This is a genomic window from Xenorhabdus eapokensis (assembly GCF_001908105.1).
The window spans coordinates 40,028-62,428 of the sequence record NZ_MKGQ01000016.1; the positions used below are offsets into that span (position 1 = coordinate 40,028).

The 22,401-nt window shown below is 40.6% G+C and carries 15 protein-coding genes and 1 pseudogene; 15 read left to right on the top strand and 1 reads right to left on the bottom strand.

Going from position 1 to position 22,401, the window contains the following annotated elements:
* Positions 1 to 426 precede the first annotated feature (426 nt).
* Positions 427 to 2,412, top strand: a complete 1,986-nt coding sequence (locus Xedl_RS11935; RefSeq protein WP_074023948.1) for a type VI secretion system Vgr family protein — start codon at positions 427 to 429, stop codon at positions 2,410 to 2,412.
* A gap of 93 nt (positions 2,413 to 2,505) precedes the next feature.
* Positions 2,506 to 2,603, top strand: a pseudogene (locus tag Xedl_RS39325) (IS1 family transposase); the annotation flags it as partial.
* Between the two features lie 129 nt (positions 2,604 to 2,732).
* Here Xedl_RS39325 and murJ read toward each other — a convergent pair.
* A complete protein-coding gene (gene murJ / locus Xedl_RS11940) occupies positions 2,733 to 4,268 on the bottom strand; it encodes a murein biosynthesis integral membrane protein MurJ (RefSeq protein ID WP_074023949.1) in 1,536 nt (511 codons plus the stop codon).
* A 578-nt stretch (positions 4,269 to 4,846) separates the two neighbouring features.
* On the opposite strand from murJ, the gene Xedl_RS11945 reads away from it, so the two are divergent.
* The 13 genes from Xedl_RS11945 to Xedl_RS12005 all read left to right on the top strand — a co-directional run bounded on the left by Xedl_RS11945 (position 4,847) and on the right by Xedl_RS12005 (position 22,384).
* On the top strand, positions 4,847 to 6,835 hold the full coding sequence (locus tag Xedl_RS11945) for a type VI secretion system Vgr family protein (protein WP_083600318.1): 1,989 nt from the start codon (positions 4,847 to 4,849) through the stop codon (positions 6,833 to 6,835).
* Positions 6,836 to 6,891: 56 nt separating this feature from the next.
* A complete protein-coding gene (locus Xedl_RS11950) occupies positions 6,892 to 9,477 on the top strand; it encodes a DUF2169 family type VI secretion system accessory protein (RefSeq protein WP_074023951.1) in 2,586 nt (861 codons plus the stop codon).
* Positions 9,474 to 10,559 carry a pentapeptide repeat-containing protein gene (locus Xedl_RS11955; protein ID WP_074023952.1) on the top strand — a complete coding sequence of 362 codons (1,086 nt, stop codon included), beginning with the start codon at positions 9,474 to 9,476 and terminating at the stop codon, positions 10,557 to 10,559. Before Xedl_RS11950 ends, Xedl_RS11955 begins: the two co-directional genes overlap by 4 nt.
* Positions 10,556 to 11,176, top strand: coding sequence for a DUF3540 domain-containing protein (locus Xedl_RS11960; protein WP_074023954.1), 621 nt, complete (start codon positions 10,556 to 10,558; stop codon positions 11,174 to 11,176). Before Xedl_RS11955 ends, Xedl_RS11960 begins: the two co-directional genes overlap by 4 nt.
* A 12-nt stretch (positions 11,177 to 11,188) precedes the next feature.
* Positions 11,189 to 11,584 carry a DUF4150 domain-containing protein gene (locus tag Xedl_RS11965; RefSeq protein WP_074023955.1) on the top strand — a complete coding sequence of 132 codons (396 nt, stop codon included), beginning with the start codon at positions 11,189 to 11,191 and terminating at the stop codon, positions 11,582 to 11,584.
* A 60-nt stretch (positions 11,585 to 11,644) separates the two neighbouring features.
* Complete coding sequence (tssJ, locus tag Xedl_RS11970; protein ID WP_083600319.1) at positions 11,645 to 12,196, top strand: type VI secretion system lipoprotein TssJ; 552 nt, start codon at positions 11,645 to 11,647, stop codon at positions 12,194 to 12,196.
* A 1-nt stretch (position 12,197) separates the two neighbouring features.
* Positions 12,198 to 13,538, top strand: a complete 1,341-nt coding sequence (gene tssK / locus Xedl_RS11975) for a type VI secretion system baseplate subunit TssK (RefSeq protein WP_074023957.1) — start codon at positions 12,198 to 12,200, stop codon at positions 13,536 to 13,538.
* Positions 13,539 to 13,552: 14 nt separating this feature from the next.
* Entirely contained in the window at positions 13,553 to 14,773 is a 1,221-nt protein-coding gene (locus tag Xedl_RS11980) for a DotU family type VI secretion system protein (protein ID WP_074023959.1), read from the top strand.
* 12 nt (positions 14,774 to 14,785) lie between these two features.
* Positions 14,786 to 18,457 carry a type VI secretion system membrane subunit TssM gene (gene tssM, locus Xedl_RS11985; RefSeq protein ID WP_074023960.1) on the top strand — a complete coding sequence of 1,224 codons (3,672 nt, stop codon included), beginning with the start codon at positions 14,786 to 14,788 and terminating at the stop codon, positions 18,455 to 18,457.
* Positions 18,458 to 18,506: 49 nt separating this feature from the next.
* Positions 18,507 to 19,589, top strand: coding sequence for a type VI secretion system protein TssA (gene tssA, locus Xedl_RS11990; RefSeq protein ID WP_074023962.1), 1,083 nt, complete (start codon positions 18,507 to 18,509; stop codon positions 19,587 to 19,589).
* Positions 19,590 to 19,671: 82 nt separating this feature from the next.
* Positions 19,672 to 20,202, top strand: coding sequence for a type VI secretion system contractile sheath small subunit (gene tssB / locus Xedl_RS11995; protein ID WP_074023964.1), 531 nt, complete (start codon positions 19,672 to 19,674; stop codon positions 20,200 to 20,202).
* Between the two features lie 3 nt (positions 20,203 to 20,205).
* Positions 20,206 to 21,708, top strand: coding sequence for a type VI secretion system contractile sheath large subunit (tssC, locus tag Xedl_RS12000; RefSeq protein ID WP_074023966.1), 1,503 nt, complete (start codon positions 20,206 to 20,208; stop codon positions 21,706 to 21,708).
* Between the two features lie 181 nt (positions 21,709 to 21,889).
* Positions 21,890 to 22,384, top strand: a complete 495-nt coding sequence (locus Xedl_RS12005) for an Hcp family type VI secretion system effector (RefSeq protein ID WP_074023967.1) — start codon at positions 21,890 to 21,892, stop codon at positions 22,382 to 22,384.
* Positions 22,385 to 22,401 lie beyond the last annotated feature (17 nt).

Genomic DNA, 22,401 nt, shown 5'->3' on the forward strand with positions numbered 1-22,401 from the left:
AAACATTCAAGACTCATTAATCAATCCACGCCACCCTTAAATATTCATAATAATTAATAAGTTATGCATTACAATCTATAAAAATAAATCTTAATCAACATGTTTAAGCTATTTCTAGCATTAAGTAAATTTGTAGTTTTTAAATATTAATAAACACATATACAAGCATAGTGATAAATCTTAATTAAATAATAAAAATAAACTTATACATCTTATCAACAGAATAGAATCTATAGATTGCAAATAGTAAACATTATACTTAACTCATAATCAGAGAAGTCATCACCTTATTATTACTCCCCTTTTTGTATGTTCCTTATCCAAAAAGAATATGCTATCTTGATTTTGCTCTTTTAGAGCCATTTTATACATATTCCTTACTGGCAAGGAATATGCGGTAGCTATAAACTAAAGCAAGGGCATCCTATGAAAAGACAGTTTATCGCACATACCTCACTGCCTGATAATCCTTTACTTTTCAAATCATTGATAGGGAGGGAAAGGTTATCTGAAGCCTACGAGTTTGAAGTTGAATTATTAAGTAAGAAAAGATTATCAAACCCAATATCTCTGCATAATAAGATACTCACTGTAGAAATAAAAAATAAGTCAGCACCAACAAGGTACTTAAGTGGTTATATAGAAAAAATATCCTACGCACCATTCTATAAATGTGATGATAGACTTTATTTATATACTGCCATTGTCAGACCTAAACTGTGGGAATTAAAACAAAGATTTGGTTATAGTATTTGGCAACATAAGACTGTACCCGATATCATCACTGAGGTATTGGGTAAAGCCGGCATTCTATTTAACAACCAACTCATTGAAAAATATCGCACATGGGAATATTGCGTCAAATATAATGAAAGTGATTTCGATTTTATTCATCGTCTGATGGAACATGAGGGAATTTATTATTATTTTAAACATGATATGGGAAACCATACCATGATTTTGGTTGACGCCCCCCAATCACATGAACCCATGCCTGAATATGAAACAATTAAATATTTCAGCACAGGTCATTCACTGAAAGAACACCTTACAGAGTATCTCTATAGTTGGCATGTCTCTAGTATCACCATACCGAATACCTACAGCATTGATGACTACGACTTCCGTAAGCCACGGGCTGAACTACATACGGCTGTTCAAACCCCAAGTAGCTCTATTGATAACTCAGAGATATTCATTTGGCCCGGGCGCTATGTAGAAAGTGAACAAGGACAATTTTATGCTCGCGTTCGTCAGCAAGCTGCCGAAGCAAAAAGTGAGCTGGTTGGGGGCAAAGGAAATGTATTGGGAATGGCTCCAGGGCACACTTTTACCCTATCACTCCCCAATGACATCAAAGGTGATGATCATGGAGACTATTTAATTATAGGTACGCAATACTTTCTTTATGAAAAACCTTATGTCACCGATTATACTGGCAAGGTTCTTAATACTGTCACCAACGACCTCTCAAATTCAGATACAAACAAAAACACCATTCAATTTGAGGCAATTCCTGCCAGCACTCATTGGAAACCACTTGCTGTGACCCCGTGGCCAAAAGTAACGGGCCTTGAAACCGCCGTTGTCACTGGTCCTAAAGATAAGCAGATATGGACTGACGAATACGGTCGTATAAAAGTGAAGTTTCGTTGGGATAAAGACAGTAAAAAAGATGATACCCGCTCTTGCTGGGTGCGTGTTGCGACTTATTGGGCAGGTTGGCGTTATGGTAGTCTGTGTGTCCCTCGTGTGGGCGAAGAAGTGGTTATTAGTTTCGTCAACGGTGATCCTGATAAACCTTTAGTCATCGGCAGTACTTATAACCAAGAGAATAAGCCCCCGTGGGAGCTGCCCAAACATGAAACTCGTGTCGGTATTATGTCAAATACCAAGGGAGGTAAGCATGAACAGGCAAACTATCTTTTTTTAGATGATGAACCCAATAATGAATCGTTTGATCTACATGCAGAACGTGACATGAATATTTCGGTGGAAAAAGATAAAAAAGTCACTATTGGCGGAGAGTGGGTACAAAAGATTACAGGCGAAACAAATATCTCAAGTTCTAAATCCATTACTATAAAAAGTGATACTCATGTAAATATCGATACTCCAACAACTTTAGTGAATAATAAATATAGTTGCATTAATACGACGCCATTTAATATGAACGTAAATGGAGAAAATGCAAGCTTTAATGGAGAAAATGCAAGCTTTAATGGAGCAAATACAAGCTTTAATGGAGCAAATGTAAGCGTTAATGGAGCAAATGTAAGCTATAATATAGTAAATATAAGCGGTACTAAAATAGATATTACACAAAAAGAAATAGATATGGCAAAGAGAAAAATAGTTATCAAAATAACTGATTTCCTCCTCTCACATAACATCATATCTATTTTTTCTTAATAAATAAATCATCAGAATTCTAATGAAAATTATCGGTCATGTATTCAAGGTGTTGTTCTTCATCTATAATGCCTATTTTGCGAGATAACTTGCATGGTCACAGTAGAAGTCAAATGTCGATTTTGTCACCAGACGAAGGACGTTAAAAACATGGTATTGGCAAAGGTGGGTACCAACGTTATCGTTGTTTAGTCACCTGAAATGCATGACAAAATCATTGGTATTTTCATTGAACGTGAATATTATGCTTGAGGGTGATCAACGCTTTGAATACATGTTCCCCAAACTGGCATGATCAAATCATGCCAGTCTCATCATGGCTACAATCCCCGTTGGGAAAAATCTTTTAATCTGAATCCCATTAAAGCCAGTGCAGCAAAATAGCTACCCGCCCCCGCAATCACAACGCCCATTAACCGTAGCAAGCGCCATGCCATATTGCCCTGCTCCCAATCCGGCATAAGCCACAATATTGTCAGTAATACCCCAACCATGACCGCAAGCGCTATTGCCAGTTTCAGCAGAAAAACACCCCATCCGGCCAATGGTTTAAAAATCTCACGCTTACGCAATTGCCAATAAAGCATGCTGGCATTGAAACAAGCAGCCAGACCGATAGAAAGCGCCAATCCCGCATGTTTCAATGGGCCAATAAAGGCAAGATTCATTAACTGAGTCAAAATCAAAGTCGCAATCGCAATCTTAACCGGCGTTTTAATATCCTGACGAGCGTAAAAACCAGGAGCCAGGACTTTAACAACAATCAATCCCATTAAACCAAAACAGTAAGCGATTAACGCCCGTTGCGTCATTTCTGCATCAAAGGCAGAAAAATTGCCGTATTGAAAAAGTGACACTGTCAGGGGTTTTGCCAGAATGCCCAACGCCACCGCACAAGGTAAAGCCAGCAAAAAGCAAAGGCGCAATCCCCAATCCATTAACCTTCTATATTCTAGGTGATCCCCATTGGAAAAACTTTTTGCCAGTGAAGGCAGCAGGATCGTGCCTAATGCCACCCCCAACACACCCGAAGGTAATTCCATTAAACGATCGGCGTAATACATCCACGAAACCGAACCAGAAACGAGAAATGAAGCAAAAATAGTGTTGATAATCAGTGAAATCTGGCTGACTGAAACCCCTAAAATAGCGGGTCCCATTTGCCGGATAACCCGCCATACGCCACTGTCACGGAAGGAAATTCGTGGCAATACCAGCATGCCTATTTTTTTCAGGTGCGGAAGCTGATAAACCAATTGCAAAATACCACCCGCGATCACAGCCCAACCTAATGCCATTACAGGCGGGTTACAGTAAGGTGCGACAAACAGCGAAAAAATAATCATGCTGATATTAAGCAATGTGGGTGCAAAAGCGGGCACAGAAAAGCGATTCCACGTATTGAGAACCGCTCCCGCTAACGAAGCCAGAGATATCAAAAAAATGTAGGGAAAGGTAATTCTGAGTAGATCACGGGTTAACGTGAATTTATCCGGCGTATCAGTAAAACCCGGTGCCGTAACATAGATGATCCAAGACGCGGCCATCACCCCGATTACTGTGACTATCGCCAATATCAGCGTCAACATCCCTGATATATAAGCAATAAAAGTGCGTGTTGCTTCATCCCCCTGCTGATTTTTATACTCAGCCAGTATAGGAACAAACGCTTGTGAAAATGCGCCCTCAGCAAAAATACGACGCAGTAAGTTAGGGAGTTTGAAGGCAACGAAAAAGGCATCTGTCGCCACCCCCGCACCAAATATACGAGCAATGATGGCATCACGAATAAAGCCCAGAACGCGGGAGAACATCGTCATTGAGCTGACCGCTGCCAGTGATTTCAGTAAATTCATGGTATTTTCTAAGATTGATTTGTATGAAATGAGCATAAAAGATGTAAATCTATTAGGCCAAATAAATCAAGCTAATATTGTTGAATATTAATAATTTCTATTCATTCCAAAGCTGGGAGTACAGTAAACAACCTCAACCTATATGCAATCTGCAACCAGATGGCTACATCGCCATCAACGGGTTGAAAACATGACCAAATTATAGTAGCCGGCTTCAAAAACATTTTCCCGAAAGGAAAGTAAAATAATTACTTTAATATATTGAATATAGATTATTTATTTCAAAATCTCAAAAATGAGTCTCAATTTAAACATTTAAGAAATTATATATAAAAACGAACTACATATTTAAAATTTATTTATATATAAACACACAAATATAAATAATCATAGTAATAAAATTAAACCAGAAAAATAAAATAATTTATTCTATAAATAAGATACAATCTATAGGTTGCGAACACTGAGCATTATGTTTAAATTATATCAGAGAAACTATATCCCATATTTCAATTTCGTATGTTCCTTACTCCTGCAAGGAGTATGCGGTAGCTTTGAGCAAAAGCAAGGATATTCTTATGGAAAGACAGTTTATCGCACACATCTCATTACCCGATAATACCTTATATTTCAAATCACTTAGAGGAATAGAGAGATTATCTGAGGCCTACCAGTTTGAGATTGAACTATTGAGTGAAAAGAGGTTATCAAACCCAATATCGCTACATAAAACGACACTGACTGTAGAAATAAAAAATAAATCAGCACAAACAAGATACTTAAGTGGTTATATAGACAAAATATCTTATTCCCCATTCTATAAACGTAATGACAGATTTTATTTATATACGGCTACCGTCAGACCTAAGCTATGGGAATTAAAACAAAATATGGGCTATAGTATATGGCAAGATAATACTGTGCCCGATATTATTGCCGAAGTACTCAATAAAGCTAACATTCTGTTTGAAAATCAGCTTGTTGAAAAATATCGCACATGGGAATATTGCGTCAAGCATAATGAAACTGATTTCGATTTTATCCATCGCCTGATGGAACATGAAGGCATTTACTATTATTTCAAACATGAAATGGGAAACCATACCATGATCCTGGTTGACGCGCCTCAATCTCATGAGCCAATGCCCGGATATAAAAATATTTACTATATTAACAAGGGTGATTCACCGAGAGCACACATCAAAGAATACCTCTATAATTGGAATGTCTCCAGTATCACTATACCAAATACTTACAGCCTTGATGACTACGACTTCCGTAAACCACGGGCTGAACTATATACAGCTACCCAGACCCCAATCAGCTCTATTGATAACACAGAAATATTCATCTGGCCTGGGCGCTATGTAGAAAATAAACAAGGGCAATTTTATGCCCGAGTTCGCCAGCAAGCTGCCGAAGCAAAAAGTGAACTGATTAATAGCAAAGGAAATGTGCTGGGGATAGCTCCAGGACATACTTTCACACTATCACTACCCGATGACATCAAAGGCGATGATCATGGTGACTATTTAATTATAGGCGCACACTACTTTCTCTATGAAAAACCTTACATAGCCAGTTCTCCTGACTATGCTTTTGATACCGTTACTGACGAAGTTTTTAATACGCTCACTGGCGATCTTTTTAGTTCAGATTCAGACAAAAACAGAAATAAAAACAAAAACATGATTCAATTTGAGGCAATTCCTGCCAGTACTCATTGGAAACCGCTGGCAGTGACGCCGTGGCCAAAAGTGATGGGTCTTGAAACTGCTGTCGTTACCGGCCCCAAAGATAAACAAATATGGACTGATAAATACGGCCGTATAAAAGTGAAATTCCGTTGGGATAAGGATCGCAAAAAAGATGATACCCGCTCTTGCTGGATACGTGTTGCGAGCCATTGGGCTGGTTGGCGTTATGGCAGTATATGCGTCCCTCGTGTGGGCGAAGAAGTGGTTATCAGTTTCGTCAATGGTGATCCTGATAAGCCTTTAGTGATTGGCAGCACTTATAACAATGAGAATATGCCTCCGTGGGAGCTACCTAAATATGAAACCCGCGTCGGTATTATGTCGAATACCAAAGGAGGTAAGAATGATCAGGCAAATTATCTCTTTTTAGATGATGAACCGGATAAGGAATTATTTGATCTGCATGCAGAACGGGACATGAATATCTCGGTGGAAAAAGATAAAAAAGTCACTATTGATGGCAACCGTACGACTGAAATAAAAAAACAGCAAAAAGACACTGTGACTGGAGATGCTGACTTCACCTATAAGGCAAACCATGAAACAACCATTCAAGGCAAAGATACATTAAAGATCAACGACGGTCAGCAAGAAACCATCAAAAATGGACGAAAAACCGAGATTAATGGTGGCGATACTTATACCCTTAAGGGGGATTTAAACGCAAAAATTAATGGAAATTGGGATCAGAATATTACAGGAACGACGACAATCTCAAGCACCGGCGACATTACGATAAAAAGCGGTGGTACCAAAACTGAGAATTCAGACACCAGTGTTGTGAATAGTAACTTATATATCTTCCACTAATGGTTATCTTCTAATAACTATCCCCATGAATAATTACCAATACCTTCAGGATTGTTATGAAAATCATCAAACCGTTGCGCCTGAGTGTACTTTATCGACCTTATCGTTGGTTGCAAAGAAACTACCTCGGAATTTCCATTATGGCATTGGCAGATATGGGATCGACCCCACGCTTGCGCCCTGAAATAGAGCTTTGGCAACTTGCAGAAAATGAGTTGCAAACCTGTAATGGCGTTATCGATCTCGCTATGCCGAAATCTTGTGCTGAATTTTTGGCCACGGGATATGCCTATACCCACCATCAGGCTGATAAAACCACCTGTGCGGCGCGTATTCAGATTGGGCAGTTGGACAAGACATTAGTTGCTTTCGGTGATCGCTATTGGATTAATGATTCTCCTTCAAAACTCCAACCTTTTGCACAAATGCGATTAGACTGGAGTCGAGCGTTTGGAGGGAAAGGTTGTGACGAAAACCCACACGGAATCGGCTTCAACCCAGAAGAACTGGATAACAGACTAAAAATTCATCGTCTACCCAATATTGAAGCCCTGCATCATCGCTTAATGTCACAACGGCAATTGACATCACAACAGGAAGCTCCCATTCCGGCAAGTTTTTGCCCTTTAGATTTTATATGGCCACGCCGTTTTACCCGTATAGGGAAAAAATACGACAAGGCCTGGCTGGAAAATGAATTTCCCGGTTTTGCCAATGACATTGACTGGCGGATATTTAATGCCGCCCCTGAGGATCAATGGTGGGAAGAAAATACCACACTGCCAGAGAAAGCAGCGTGGCGCATTTGGAATATGCATCCAGAACAACCTGTTCAGGAAGGTATTTTGCCCGCATGGAACGCACGTTGCTTTATCAAACGATTGCGTCTTGATGAAGAGATTTTTGAAGAAGTCGTCATGCGCAACACAACTGTATGGTTCTTTCCCCACCTGGAACAAATGGTTCTGATTTGGCATGGCAGTGCACAAATTAATGAAGATGATGCCAGGGATATCTTGCAAATGATATCGGCACTAGAATTAAGCGATAATCCTCGCCCACAGAAACATTACTTGAATGTCCTTGAACAACGATTGGATAAAGAAAAAGGTGTTTTATATACTTTTCGGGAAAAAGATCTTATCGCCGAAGAGATGATTGGCCCGTGGCTAGATACAGAACAACCAGAAAATAGCTCACCATTGCAACAAAATTTGCAAAATCGTGAAAAACGTCTGCGCGAACAGCAACAAGAACGCTTATCTGAATATGGCTACGATATCAATACAATACTGCCAGTTGATACAGAACAACCCCCTCCTTTTCCAAAACTGGATGAGTTACCGGAGTTCACGGAAAAAATCGAACAATATGCCACCCAAAAAAAAGCTGAGGCTGAATTACAGAAAGAAAACGCCATTGCTTTAGCAAAGGAACAAGGCATTGATATTGAAAAACTAACAGCAAAGTCAGAACCCAAGGGACCAGAAAACCTGCATCAGATACGGGATATGCTACAAAAGCACCCAATAGGATTCAATGATAAAGAACTGGCACAAATCGAGCAAACAGTACACTCGATGTATTTATCTTCAGTACAGGCACAAAGCCCTGCCCTGCGCTTAACAAGCAGCCTGGCACAAATCATTCGCAAAAGAGTACAAAAAATCATGCTGCAAGGGGGAGATTTCACTGGCATGAATTTTACCGGTGCGGATTTGTCAGGCATGGATTTACGGGGGGCTAATTTCACTCGCACCTTATTGGAAAGCGCATGTTTAAACCATTGCCAGCTAGACGAAGCAAATTTCAACGAAGCTATGCTGGCAAGGACTGAAATTTGCAACGCTTCATTACGTGGAGCCAAATTAGATCATGCCAGCCTGTCGCTGGCTAAATGTGAACAGAGTGACTTTTCTTCTGCAAGTTTCACTGAAGCCCAACTACAAGAAACTCGATTTGACCATTGTCACTTTGACCATGCCATATTTACAGATCTATTCCTGCAAAAAATATTTATTACACATTGCCAATTTCAATATTCACAGTGGAAAAACTGTACATTTATAGAACTTGAACTCCCTGCTCTTAGGTTCAATCACACAAACCTGAATAAAGTTTCATTTATTAAATGCAAGCTAAAACAAGTCATTTTTGATTATGCAAAACTGGAAAGTTGTTCATGGGTGGAAACTGAAGCAAACGGTATCCGGTTTCATTCAGCCAAGTTGCTGACCTGCTCATTTGCTATGAACAGTGAGCTTAATCAAGCCGATTTCAGCCATGCAACCTTGACAGAGTGTAACTTGCGCCAAATGCCTTTGGTCAAGGCGAAATTCTATGCCACAACCTTGAATAACACCGATCTCAGTGAAGCCAACTGCCAATCGGTTGATATGCAGTACCTTAATGCAGAAAAAAGCCTGTTTATTAGGACAGATTTCCGAGATGCCTTACTGAATAATGCCAATCTGATGAGCGCATTTATGCAGAAATGTAACTTCAATAATGCAGACTTACAGGGAGCTAATCTATTTCGTACTGATATGTCCCAATCAATTATCAGCGATTCAACCTCAATTACAAATGCTTATATTAAATGTACCAAGACCTTGCCCAAACGCGATAAGGATCTGATATGAGTTCACTGACAGCCGATGAATTAGCAGACAAAATCAAGCAAGGTGAGATCATTGAAAAAATCAATTTGCAGAATATTTCCCTGGCCGGATGTGACTTATCCGGGGGAATTTTTAAAGAAGTCGATTTTTCAGGTGCTGATTTTTCTCGAACTTTAATAAAAGAAACCTGTTTTACCGAGTGCCAAGCACAAGGCGCAATTTTCGACTCGGCACTACTTGAGCAGAACACTTTTGAACAGTGTAATCTGGGGCTCGCAGTCTTTAATAAAAGCACATTAACAAACAATGTATTCCATCAATCTGTTTTGGAAAAAACCCAGTTTACCGCGACAAAACAGAAAAATACCCAGTTTGCATCTTGTTCACTACAACATGCTGATTTCAGCCACAGTGACTTTGAACGAATCACCTTTCTTGCGTCATCAATGGATCAAACAAGATTTAGCCACGGTCATTTTTTTTTGGTCACTTTTTTTCGACAGGATTTACGAACAAGCGATTTTTCTGCCAGTGAATTTAATAAAACTGTTTTTTTTGAATGCAATCTGCGTAAGCAAAATTTCCATAAACAAGCCTTTAAAATGTGTCAATTTATGGATAGTCAGCTTGAATCCGTCAATTTCAATCACGCCATACTGACTAATTGCAATTTCAAAGGTGCCATTTTAAAAGACGCCTTACTATCAAATGTCAATGCAACCCAGGCGTTATTTACCGAAGCAGATTTAACCCAAGCCCGTTGCAAAAACAGCCTGTTTGAACAAGCTCTTTTTATTGGTGCATCCCTTGAATCTGCCGATTTTCGGCACAGTAACCTGGCATTGGCCGTCATGCACAAAGTACAGGCAACGAATGCACAATTCACCGGTTGTAATATGTCTTATACAGATTTCTCCTATGCAAACGTCAACAATAGTGATTTTCGCACTGCTCAATTTATGAGAACACTTTTTCATCGTGCTCAACAAATTGGAACATTATTTTCTGACCGCCAAGGTATTCTGGAAAATGATCCTGAACTATTTGCCGCTGAAGAGTGGAATACACAACATAACAAGATTTCATCAGGAGAATCAAAATGACGAAGCCCGCTTATGCACTTTCCTCATTCATCCTTAATACTGAGCCATTGCAGCAGATTACCGGCCAGATTGTTAACGTTCTTCCAGATGGCAGTTTTATGGCGGAAAACCATAACAACCGTGGTTGGCATTGCCGACAAGCTGTCAGTTGTTTATTGACACCCAGCATGGGGGATACGGTATTAATTACGAAAACCAACAATCAACTCTGGATATTAGCCATATTGGAACGGACAGAACAACAACACATGGCTGAAATCAGCGTCCCAGGTGATCTCACAATCACCTCACAAGGGAACCTAAGTATGCACAGCAACGGATTCGCTATCACAGCCAATAATGGGAATTGTCATATCAATGAAATGCAATATAGCGGGGAATCCCTGTCTGCATGGATCTCAATAACTCGTCTGGTTGGTAATCAATTCGAATCTCTTTGGAAAACAGTCACCCAACTGAGTCATCGTCTATTTCGTCATACCACACAAACAGAACAGGTTCGTGCAGGTCAATTAGATATGCAGGCTGAAAATTATGCCCGATTACATGCCCAACAGACTATTGTCTCTGCAAAAGCCATGACCAAAATCGACGCTGAACAAATTCATATCGGCTAAGGATAAGACTCTATGTTTGCTAACACTCAAGGTGGTGGAACGGATATGGCCGTTCCCGATGTTTGCCTGACACCAACGGTTGTACCTCCTGTACCTGTGCCTTATCCTAATACGGCACAAGGCACGACCGGTATAAGCAATGCCACCAATATCTTATTTGTGGGTTGTCCAGCCCATAATTTAGCAACAACCATACCTATGACAACAGGAGATAATGCCGGCGTCAATTGTGGTGTAACTTCCGGCACCGTCATGGGTAGTGCCCGCCATGTCATAGGAGTCAATTCCGTCTTGATCAAAAGCTCTCCGGCAACCCGAGTTTCCTGTTCTACTATGCAAAATTCGACTAACGCCCCGGGTTCACGCACTGTACCCAGCCAAAACAAAGTTCTTATCACAGCCAATTAACTTTTTGTCTTTTTGATTTATTAATCGTTCATTATGCCTAAATATGCTTTGACAAACATTATGACAATGTTTCTTTCACTCAGTAAAAAAGCGGCAAAAAATGGCTTCCTATCCACAGTATCGATAACCACAGTATTAATAGCCATAACGGGCTGTTCATCAAAAACAAATTTGCCGCCCTATAAATTTATCTTCAATACAGAATCTAATGTAAATGATTACGCACCCGTGAAGATAAATATTTTTTTACTAAAATCAAATGAAGAGTTTATGTCTGCCGATTTTTTTTCCTTGCAAAACAAAGCTCAGAATACGTTAGGCGATAAGCTGGTTAATAAAGACCTATTGTTTATACTCCCTTCTCAATCTACGCATTGCTTGTTGGAAAAAAACCAACCGGAAGCTAACTACATCGGACTTATCGCTGAATATAAAACATTGAACGGTAAGAAATGGCGCATTTTATTCCCTGTTCCTGTCCCTGAAAAACCCTCTTTTTACGAATTTTGGCGTACTTCTTCTGACGAACTACGGCTCTGCGTAAAGATCACTAACCATGGCTTAAGTCTCATCAATGAATGCAACTTGGGTTGTGTGACAGGAGATAAATAAAATAATGAGATCAGAAAAAGTTATCTGGGCAGAAGGCATGTTTTTACGCCCCCATCACTTCCAGCAAGCTGAAAAATACCTGGAAGCCTATATTCGTGATTGGGGAATAGCACAAAACCCTTACTATTGGGGTTTTTTAACTCTTGAATTGGATCAGGAACTGCTTAATCAGGGTAAAGTCAGACTTTTCACCGCCAGTGGTATTTTTCCTGACGGAACCCCCTTTAGTTTTGATGCCACCAATGCCCCCACGCCCTTACAGCTTGGTGAAAACCCGTCTGATAACCGTGTTGTTCTGGCTTTACCAACTCGTCAGCGAGGGAAAGAAGAGGTCATTTTCAGTGAAAAAAGTGATTCTCTGGCTCGCTTTGTTAGCTTTGAAGCTGAAGTCAACGACTTTAATGCCATGTCTGTTGGCAATGCTGCGATACAATTTGGCAAAATGCGTTTGCGCCTGATGTTGGAATCTGATTTAACTCCCGAGTGGACCGCATTGGGTCTTGTATATGTCATAAATAAAACGAATGACAAGAAACGCTATCTTGACTCGCAATTTATTCCGCCCCTGCTCAACTGCCATGTGAATCCACAAATAGAAAGTTTTATCAATCAAATACAAGACTTACTAGAACAGCGCCGCCAACAAATTAGCCAGCGCCTGTTACAGTTGGGGCGATACAATGATTCTGAGATTATGGACTTTCTCTTGCTGTCACTTTTAAATCGCTATAGCGGCCAGATGAACCATATGCAGAACCTGTCGCTATTGCATCCAGAACGGTTATTCAACGAATGGCTACAATTTGCCACTGAATTGGCGACATTCTCCCAACGCCGTGTACCGGAAGAAAATTTACCTCTCTACAATCATGACAATTTAACACAGTGCTTCAACCAACTTATGTTTCAACTACGCCAAGGGTTATCAATCATTCTTGAAGAACATGCCATTCAGTTGCCATTAACGGAATACTCTCATGGCTTGAATATCGCAACGTTACCCAACGCCAATATGATACATACGTTCAGCTTTATTCTGGCCATCCATGCCGATGTTGCAAATGATATGCTCATGAACAAATTCCCTGCCCAAATGAAAATTGCCCCCGTTGGTCGTATACGTGAATTGGTTCAATTGCAATTACCCGGCATCTCACTACGATCCATGCCATCTGTGCCCAGACAAATTCCCTGGCATTCAGGTTATGTCTATTTTGAACTAGAAAAAGAGGGTGACTTATGGAAACAGATGGAGAAATCGAGCGGTTTTGCCTTACATCTGGCAGGTGAATTCCCTGGCTTGGTCATAGAGTTTTGGGCTGTCCGTAATCAGAAGAAATAGAGGTAACGAAGCCAATGACGCAGGAAAAACAGAAAACTGAACATAAGGTGCTTTCCGATGATACCCACCGTAACCCGTTGGTTTCTGCCGCAAATCCATTGTTAAATACGATTCCCCAGATCCGGCATTCAATTGTTCACCCTGATCCAACCCATTTACGCCAGCAACTGATCAATGAAATCCGGCGTTTCGAAGTGGAATGCCAGCAAATCAACCTGCCCTATAACGTGATCATTGGTGCCCGCTACTGTCTGTGTACCGCATTGGATGAAGCCGCAGCACTCACTCCTTGGGGACTGCGCAGTGTTTGGTCGGGCAGTGGTTTGCTCGTCACTTTTCATAATGAGACGTGGGGAGGCGAAAAATTTTTCCAGTTATTAGCCAAGTTGTCACAAAATCCCAAGGATAATTTGTTCCTATTAGAACTCATTAACTTCTGTCTCCTGCTTGGATTCGAAGGGCGTTATCGTGTCATCGATAACGGTCGCACCCAATTGGAAACCGTGAAACAACGCTTATTCCAGTTAATAAGTTCGATTAGAGGTAGTTATCCCATTGAATTATCAAAAAAAACACAAGCCATTAACTTGCCGAATAAACGTCAACACATGTCCTTACCAGTATGGAGCTCTATAGCGATATTAAGTTTTCTGGTATGTATCTTGTATATCAACCTGAACTGGCAGTTGAATGATAGGGCTAATCCCATTTCGGCAAAAATCTACCAGACTAACTTACCCAATGTAACGGTCAGCGATAGGGTATCTCCGTCTGCACCACTCCCCCTGAACCTGCAAAGCAGGCTACAGGATGAAATAACTGCGGGATTATTGGACGTCACTGACATGCCTGATAGAAGCGTGATCACGCTAAAAGGAGATGGTTTATTCAATACCAGCTCCATTCAGATCAAAAGCCGTTATTTGGATGTCACCAGGCGGGTTGCTGAAGTATTAAACCAGTTTAACGGAGAAATCCTGGTTGTCGGGTATACCGATAATATTCCCATTAGTACCCGTTTTTCCCATTTTTCATCCAATAATGCTTTATCACTAGCGAGAGCCAAGTCTGTGCAAAAAGAGCTACAACGTTACCTAAACCAGCCAGAAAGAGTCAAAACAGAGGGAAAAGGTGCCCAAAATCCTTTAGTTCCAAATAATACTGCCAGTAATCGAGCCAAAAACAGACGAGTCGAAATCACACTGTTAGTTTCTCCTGTAAGCCAAACGATGTAAGGAAATTAAGACATGCTAAATGCACTTTTTTCTATCATCACCAGCCGGTTAACATGGAGTTTTCTTGGAGTAACGGCTATTTCTTTTTTCATCTGGTTCATTGGTCCCATTATTTCTATTGGTAATAAGTTACCTTTTGAAACAAAGACCATACGAATAATTACCATTGTTTCTTTTTACGTGCTCTGGTTATTAGTTAAAGTCATGCCGCGGTTATACCAATCATGGCTTAACCAAAAGCTGGCCAAGAAATTGAATATCACTAAAGATGAAAATGAAGAAAATAAGCAGAATGAACAATATATTACATTGGCAGAACGTTTCTCTGATGCTGCCAGATTATTGAAAAAAGCCTATTTTTCGGGTTGGTATAATAAAAACAAACCGGGCTGGATAAATTTTTTCAGCCGACAATATATATATCAATTACCCTGGTATCTGGTTATCGGTGCCCCCAGTTCAGGCAAAACTACAGCCCTGACAAACTCTGGCCTACATTTTCCTCTGTCGGATTATCTGGGTAAATCCGCACTGTACAGTATGCAAGACATGAATAGCTGTAGCTGGTGGTTCACCAATAAAGCCATTCTACTAGATACTACAGGTCGCTATGTCACACAGGATAATTTTCACCAACAGGAGGCTGAGGAATGGAAAAATTTCATCCGATTGTTGAAAAAATACCGGATACGCCAACCACTTAATGGAATTATTATCACTATTAGTGTGGAAGATTTACTCAATCCATCCACTGAGAAACGGGATCAGCAGGCTTATATGCTGCGCAAACGTCTGTCAGAGTTACATGAACAACTTAAGATACAGTTCCCTATTTATATCATGATCACCAAGACTGATTTATTAAAAGGATTTAATGCTTATTTTTCCCATTTTGACAAAAAATCCCGTGAGCAAATTTGGGGATTTAATTTCCCATGGAATAATTCTTCACGGGGCAAATGGAATAAAGGTCTTGATTTTGATTTGAATGAAACTCTTAATCAACAATATAGCCAATTAGAATTGCGGTTAAATGCTGAATTACCTTCTATTCTCTTAAACGGACACAATTCACAACAATGTGCCGAAAGTTATTTGTTCCCGCAAGAATTTGCATCCCTGCGCCCGCTGATCGCACAATATCTTGAAATCGTATTCGCAAAGTCGGGATTTGAAATACCCTACTATCCACGAGGGCTCTATTTTACCAGTGGAACACAAACAGGATTTCCCTTTGACAATGTCATGGAGAAATTTAACCGCAATTTTCAGTTACCAACAAATAACAATAGTGAGGCCATGTCATGGGGGAATAATAAAGGAATTGTTCATCCTACCCCGACCAGCCAGGCTTACTTTATAAAAAATTTACTGGAAAATATCTTCAATGAAGCGGGAATTGCCGGTTATAACCGCTGGTGGATATACCGCAAACGCTTTCTGGGAGGGTTGGGATATATTATTTCAGTGGCAATACTGGCATTTGTGGCTAATTTATTTTTGACCAGCTACAACAATAACAGAAATTATCTGATGGAAGTGCAAGCCAGATTTCCAGCCATTGCAAAACAAAGCTCTGATTTAAAGAAAAACGCCAATGATATTTATGCGTTGCTTCCTATTTTAAACAGCTTGGTTCATTTAGATAAAAGCCAACGTTTTTCCTTAAATGATCCTCCCTTATCCTATCGAATGGGGTTGTATTGTGGTGAACAAATCAGTGATGCCAGCCGTTTTCTATATAGAAAAGCACTACAAACATTATTGTTGCCCCAGATAGCAACAATCATCACTAACCAGATGCATGATGACAATCACGATGATATAGAGAACACCTACAATACACTAAAGGCTTATCAAATGTTATACCAGCCTAAGCATTATGATGGTAAGTTTCTGCATAACTGGGTCATGCAATATTTGAAAACCCAATTAAAAGCAGACACAACCCAACAGCATTTACAACAAATCGAGGAACATATCGGCCAATTGTTAGATAACCAGGTTGTCACATCCCCTTTCATTCGTGACGACACTCTGATCGAAAAAAAACAGCAATTAATTAGCAGAATCCCACCAGCACAACGTGCTTATAATTATATGAAGGACAAATTAATCAATGATCCCAATTTAGCTCCCGTAAATCTGGAATCACTTGCTGGCTCCCAAGCTGAATTGGCTTTCTTACGCATCAGTGGCACACCCATTACAGAGGGTATATCGGGGATATTTACCCCTGCTGGTTATCAACAAGGTTTTGAAAAAAAACTCAATACTTTTCTAACAACCTTATATTCACAAGACAGTTGGGTGCTTGGTAGCTATGCCAAAAAGCAAACCGATAAGGAAATAAAATCCTCCGTTAAGAAATTTTATATTAACGACTACATATATCAGTGGAGCGAGTTTCTGGCGGATATTGGTCTGAGAAATATCGATAGCCTGGAGCAACGGATCAGCACTTCACGCCTGTTGTCTTCTTTTGATTCACCTATGCGTAACCTTTTAATTAATATCAGTAAAAACGTCATGCTGAATGAAAATAGCAATAATATCAGACAACTCAACAATATTGTGAAGAGCAATGTTGTGAAGAGCCAATCAGATAAGTTAACGAAATTAGTGCCCCAACAAATAATGCCAGATAATAATCAATCTACACCAGAACAAGAATTAGAAGAATATTTTTCACAAATTATTGCGTTAGCAAAAAGGCCAAATAAAAACACCCAAAGTATTCCCTTTGATAAGACCTTAAAAGAAATTGGCGAGTTATACCTGTATTTAACCTCAGTACAAAATGCAACCAATGCGGGAATGCCCTTGCCTCCTGGTCAGATTATCACGCAGCTACAAGCAACATCAGCCCTCCTGCCTATGCCGTTCAGGGGCATAGTTTCTTCACTCGCAGTTGGAGCCAGTAGCGATACCCAGCTTAGTGACATGAAAAATGTCGGTAAGCATCTCAGTACAGAAATCGGCAGTTTTTGCAACCAAGCGATTGCCAATCGCTATCCGTTGAACCCTAATGCAAGGCAGGACATCAAGCCCGATGACATGGCACGAATGTTTGCCCCAGAAACAGGCTTAATGGACCGTTTTTTCCAGAAAAGTTTAGTGGGTAAAGTCGATACGACCCTTCCAAGATGGCAATTTATGCCTGGTGTGAATGGCAAGCCCTTGCCAGGGGGGAAAAAGCTGCTTAAGCCTTTCCAACAGGCCCAGATTATCCGCAATACGTTATTTACCAACGGAACCCCAACGCCATCATTCCGCGTCATGGTTCGTCCTATCAACATGAGTAACGATATATTGAGTATGGTGCTCGATGTAGATGGACAGATATTAGAATACAGTCACGGCCCGCAACTTTCACAACTCATTAGCTGGCCTGGGCCTGCCAATATCAATCAGGTTCATATTCAATTGAACCTAACTAATGGGACAACCGCAAACTTATCAACGTCAGGTTTCTGGGCACTAAACCGATTGCTGGATCATGCAAAACATATCTGGCGTGGTAAAACAGGGAACCCAACCAATATCGGTGATATGAGCTTATGGGCAAGGTTTAATATCAGTGGTCATACTGTCTTGCTGGAATTTACCCCGAACAGTATTTTTAGCCCGTTTAATCTCCCTGCTTTCTCGTGCCCAAATCCAGAACTGTTTCAAGCAGCATGACCGATATCCTTACGGTTAACTTGTGAACTGAATATAAGCTGAAAATACCATGAATATTGACGCCTTACTCACCCCAATCAGTGTGGAGTTTCCTTGCGGGGAAAACCTCGAATACGATGATGAATTTCTGGCATTAGAGCGAAACCTAATCGAAAAGCCGGAACAACAGTTTGGTGATGTTCTCATCCCTGCAGAGCCACCCAACTGGATAGAAGTTGAAAAAAAAGCCACTCACTTACTGTCCCGTTCCAAAGATCTGCGTGTCATCATAGCCCTCATGCAAGCATGGTTAAATGTTCGAGGAGTATGTGGGTATGCCGATGGCCTGAGTTTACTACGCCAAACCCTGGAACGTTATTGGGAAGATGTGTGGCCAAAATTGAAGTTTGATGGTGAATATGATCCCTTATTCCGCCTAAACACGCTGGCCACTATAGAAGATGGTTCACCATGTACGATAAAAGCTCAAAACTCGATTATATTCAAGGATGCTTCAACGGAATTGTCATTACAGGAAATGTGCTCACTGCTTAATGGTACGGTAACCGAAATCAAAGGTTATACTGGCGGACGCACTAGATTAATTAACGAATTACATCAACAATCTAATAGCCCTGAGATTTTGGCAATCATCACCATTCATGAGCAACTGACTGCCTTGATTGAAATTATTCGCCATAATTTATCCGACAATAACATCCCCGAATTGCCACAGTTTTTAAAACAGTTGGATACCATCATTGGATTTTTTCCCACACATAAATCAGGAACAAGTATTCCGGGGCATTCTGACGGAACAAGAACATTTGAGTCCGAACCTATGCAACAAAATAGCGCAGCGGAGCAAATAACATCACCAACCACAATCCTTGAATCCCTTGAAAAGGGGACATTTCTCCATTGGCGAGAAATCGAAATAAATAACCGTGATGATGCACGCATTTTATTAGAAAAAGCCAAAACTTATTTTCTTCAACATGAGCCAAGCCATCCTGCGCCTATGATGATTGACCGCATCCTACGGCTGATTGACAGTGATTTTATTAATATCATCTACGATCTTGTCCCTGAAGGATTAAATCAGCTTGAGAGCGTTTTTGGTCGCCCCAATAACCCTGATATGATGGATTAAATTAGTCGGAATACGTGTACGTTACTTACCAAGTTGTGGCTTAAAGCAACTTAGTTATCCAGACAATAACGGAGAATGTGTTATGAAATCCAGTGGACAGAAATTTATCGCACGGAATCGCCCTCCTCGCGTACAGATTGAATATGATGTCGAGCTTTACGGTTCAGAGAAGACGGTTCAATTACCATTTATTATGGGGGTTATGGCTGATTTAGCAGGAAAACCTGTAGAAGCCTTGCCTGACGTTAATGATCGCAAATTTTTGGAAATTGACATTGACAACTTTGATGAACGCATGAGTTCAATCAAACCGCGAGCCGCCTTTCAAGTTGAAAATACCCTGACTGGTGATGGTAAGCTGAATGTCGATTTAACATTTGAAACTATGGAAGATTTCCAACCTGATGCCATAGCCAAAAAAGTCGAGCCATTGGCGCAATTGCTGGAAGCACGCATCCAACTGGCAAACCTGCTTTCTTATATGGACGGCAAAAATGGCGCAGAAAAACTGATTGCCGAGATATTGCAAAACCCTGCTCTGCTCAAATCTTTAGCTGAAGCGCCAAATCTTACAGATAGCGCTTCAGCAGAAGGTAATGAAGATAAGGAGTAATTGATGAGCCAAATTGAACAAGACCCCCAAATTCAACAAGCACAGGTAGCAAAAGAATATACCCCTGATGAACTAAGTTCATTGCTGAATAAGGAGTTTCGTCCGCAAAGTGACCATACCCGTAGTGCCGTTGAAAATGCGGTGAAAACACTGGCACAACAAGCGTTGGAAAACACGGTCACTATTTCTGACGATACTTACCGTACTATCCAATCATTGATTGCTGAAATCGATACCAAGATATCACAACAGGTGAACCATATTCTGCACCATGAAGAATTCCAGACCTTGGAAGGAGCTTGGCGTGGTTTGCATTATATGATAAACAACACAGAAACCGATGAAATGCTGAAAATCCGTGTGATGTGCATTTCCAAAAAGGAGTTGGGCAACACACTAAAACGTTTCAAAGGTGTCAGTTGGGATCAAAGCCCAATTTTCAAAAAAATCTATGAAGCGGAATATGGTCAATTCGGTGGCGAGCCATTTGGCTGTCTGGTGGGAGATTACTATTTCGACCATACTGCACCGGATGTTGAACTTCTGCGCCAGATGGCACAAATCAGTGCAGCAGCACACTGCCCCTTTATTTCAGGCGCATCACCAAGTGTTATGCAAATGGAATCCTGGCAGGAATTGGCTAATCCACGGGATCTCACCAAGATTTTCCAAAACACCGAATATGCGCCTTGGCGTAGCTTACGTGAATCAGAAGATGTGCGTTACATCGGGTTGGCACTACCGCGTTTTCTCTCCCGTCTCCCCTATGGCGCCCTCACCAACCCCGTTGATAATTTCAATTTTGAGGAGAATACAGAAGGCCCAACGCACAATAACTACACTTGGACAAATGCCGCTTATGCTATGGCGGTTAATATTAATCGTTCTTTTAAACTGTATGGCTGGTGTACTTCTATCCGTGGTGTAGAATCCGGTGGTATTGTAGAAAATTTGCCTTGCTACACCTTTCCTTCTGATGATGGCGGGGTGGATATGAAGTGCCCAACGGAAATCGCCATTAGCGATCGCCGTGAAGCAGAATTGGCAAAAAATGGGTTCATTCCGTTATTGCATCGCAAGAACACAGATATTGCCGCCTTTATTGGTGCCCAATCCCTGCAAAAACCAGCAGAATACTATGATACTGATGCGACTGCCAATGCCAACCTTTCTGCCCGTTTACCCTACTTATTTGCCTGCTGTCGTTTCGCCCATTACCTGAAATGTATCGTGCGCGATAAGATCGGGACTTTTCAGGAGCGTTTGGATATGGAACGTTGGCTTAATGATTGGATTATAAATTATGTTGATGGCGATCCCGTTAACTCATCACAAGGAACTAAAGCGAGAAAACCGCTAGCAGCAGCAGAAGTTCTGGTGGAAGAACTGGAAGGCAACCCAGGATACTATCAGGCTAAATTTTTCCTGCGTCCCCACTATCAACTGGAAGGCTTGACCGTTTCCTTACGCCTAGTTTCAAAACTCCCCTCACTAAAAGGAGCCTAATATTAAAAAATTAAGAAATATTTTTTTACTTATAAAACTTCTATCTATCCAAAACTTATTTATCCATCTTTGAATTTCAATACGTATATACCTTATATGCATAGCACCAATATGTATTTATTGAATGTGCTTGCTTTAGTTTAATTCATTTCATTCAATTCTCTATATTAAGGAGAAAATTATGTCTACTCTGCTGGGTATTGATGCATATGTTAACTTTACCGATGTTAAAGGAGAATCGGGAGATAGTGAGTTCAAAGAGTGGACGGCTGTTAGGACGTTTACACTTGAAGTCTATAACAATGTTAATATGCAATCTCAAAGTACTGGACTAGGTGCAGGTATCGTGGCAACTTCTGGTTTGTCTTTGGATCTTTTGTTTGACAAATCTGCCATAACCTTGCGCCAATACCTCGTTAAAGGGAAGCATATCAAGGAAGTGCAACTTAAAGTACGTAGACAAGGAGGTAAACAAGAGCCTTGGTACACATTGGTTTTAACAAATTCCTTACTCTCTAGATCCACCCTGACATACGGGGATGGTGGTTTTTATTGTTCTATCCACCTGGTCTTCCAAAAACATAAAGAAAGCTATTTCTCTCAAGAATATGGCTCAGGCGCTAAAGGTGCTGAAGTCAGCTATGAATGGGATTCTCACACTAATAAAGACGATTAACATACACAAACCACACC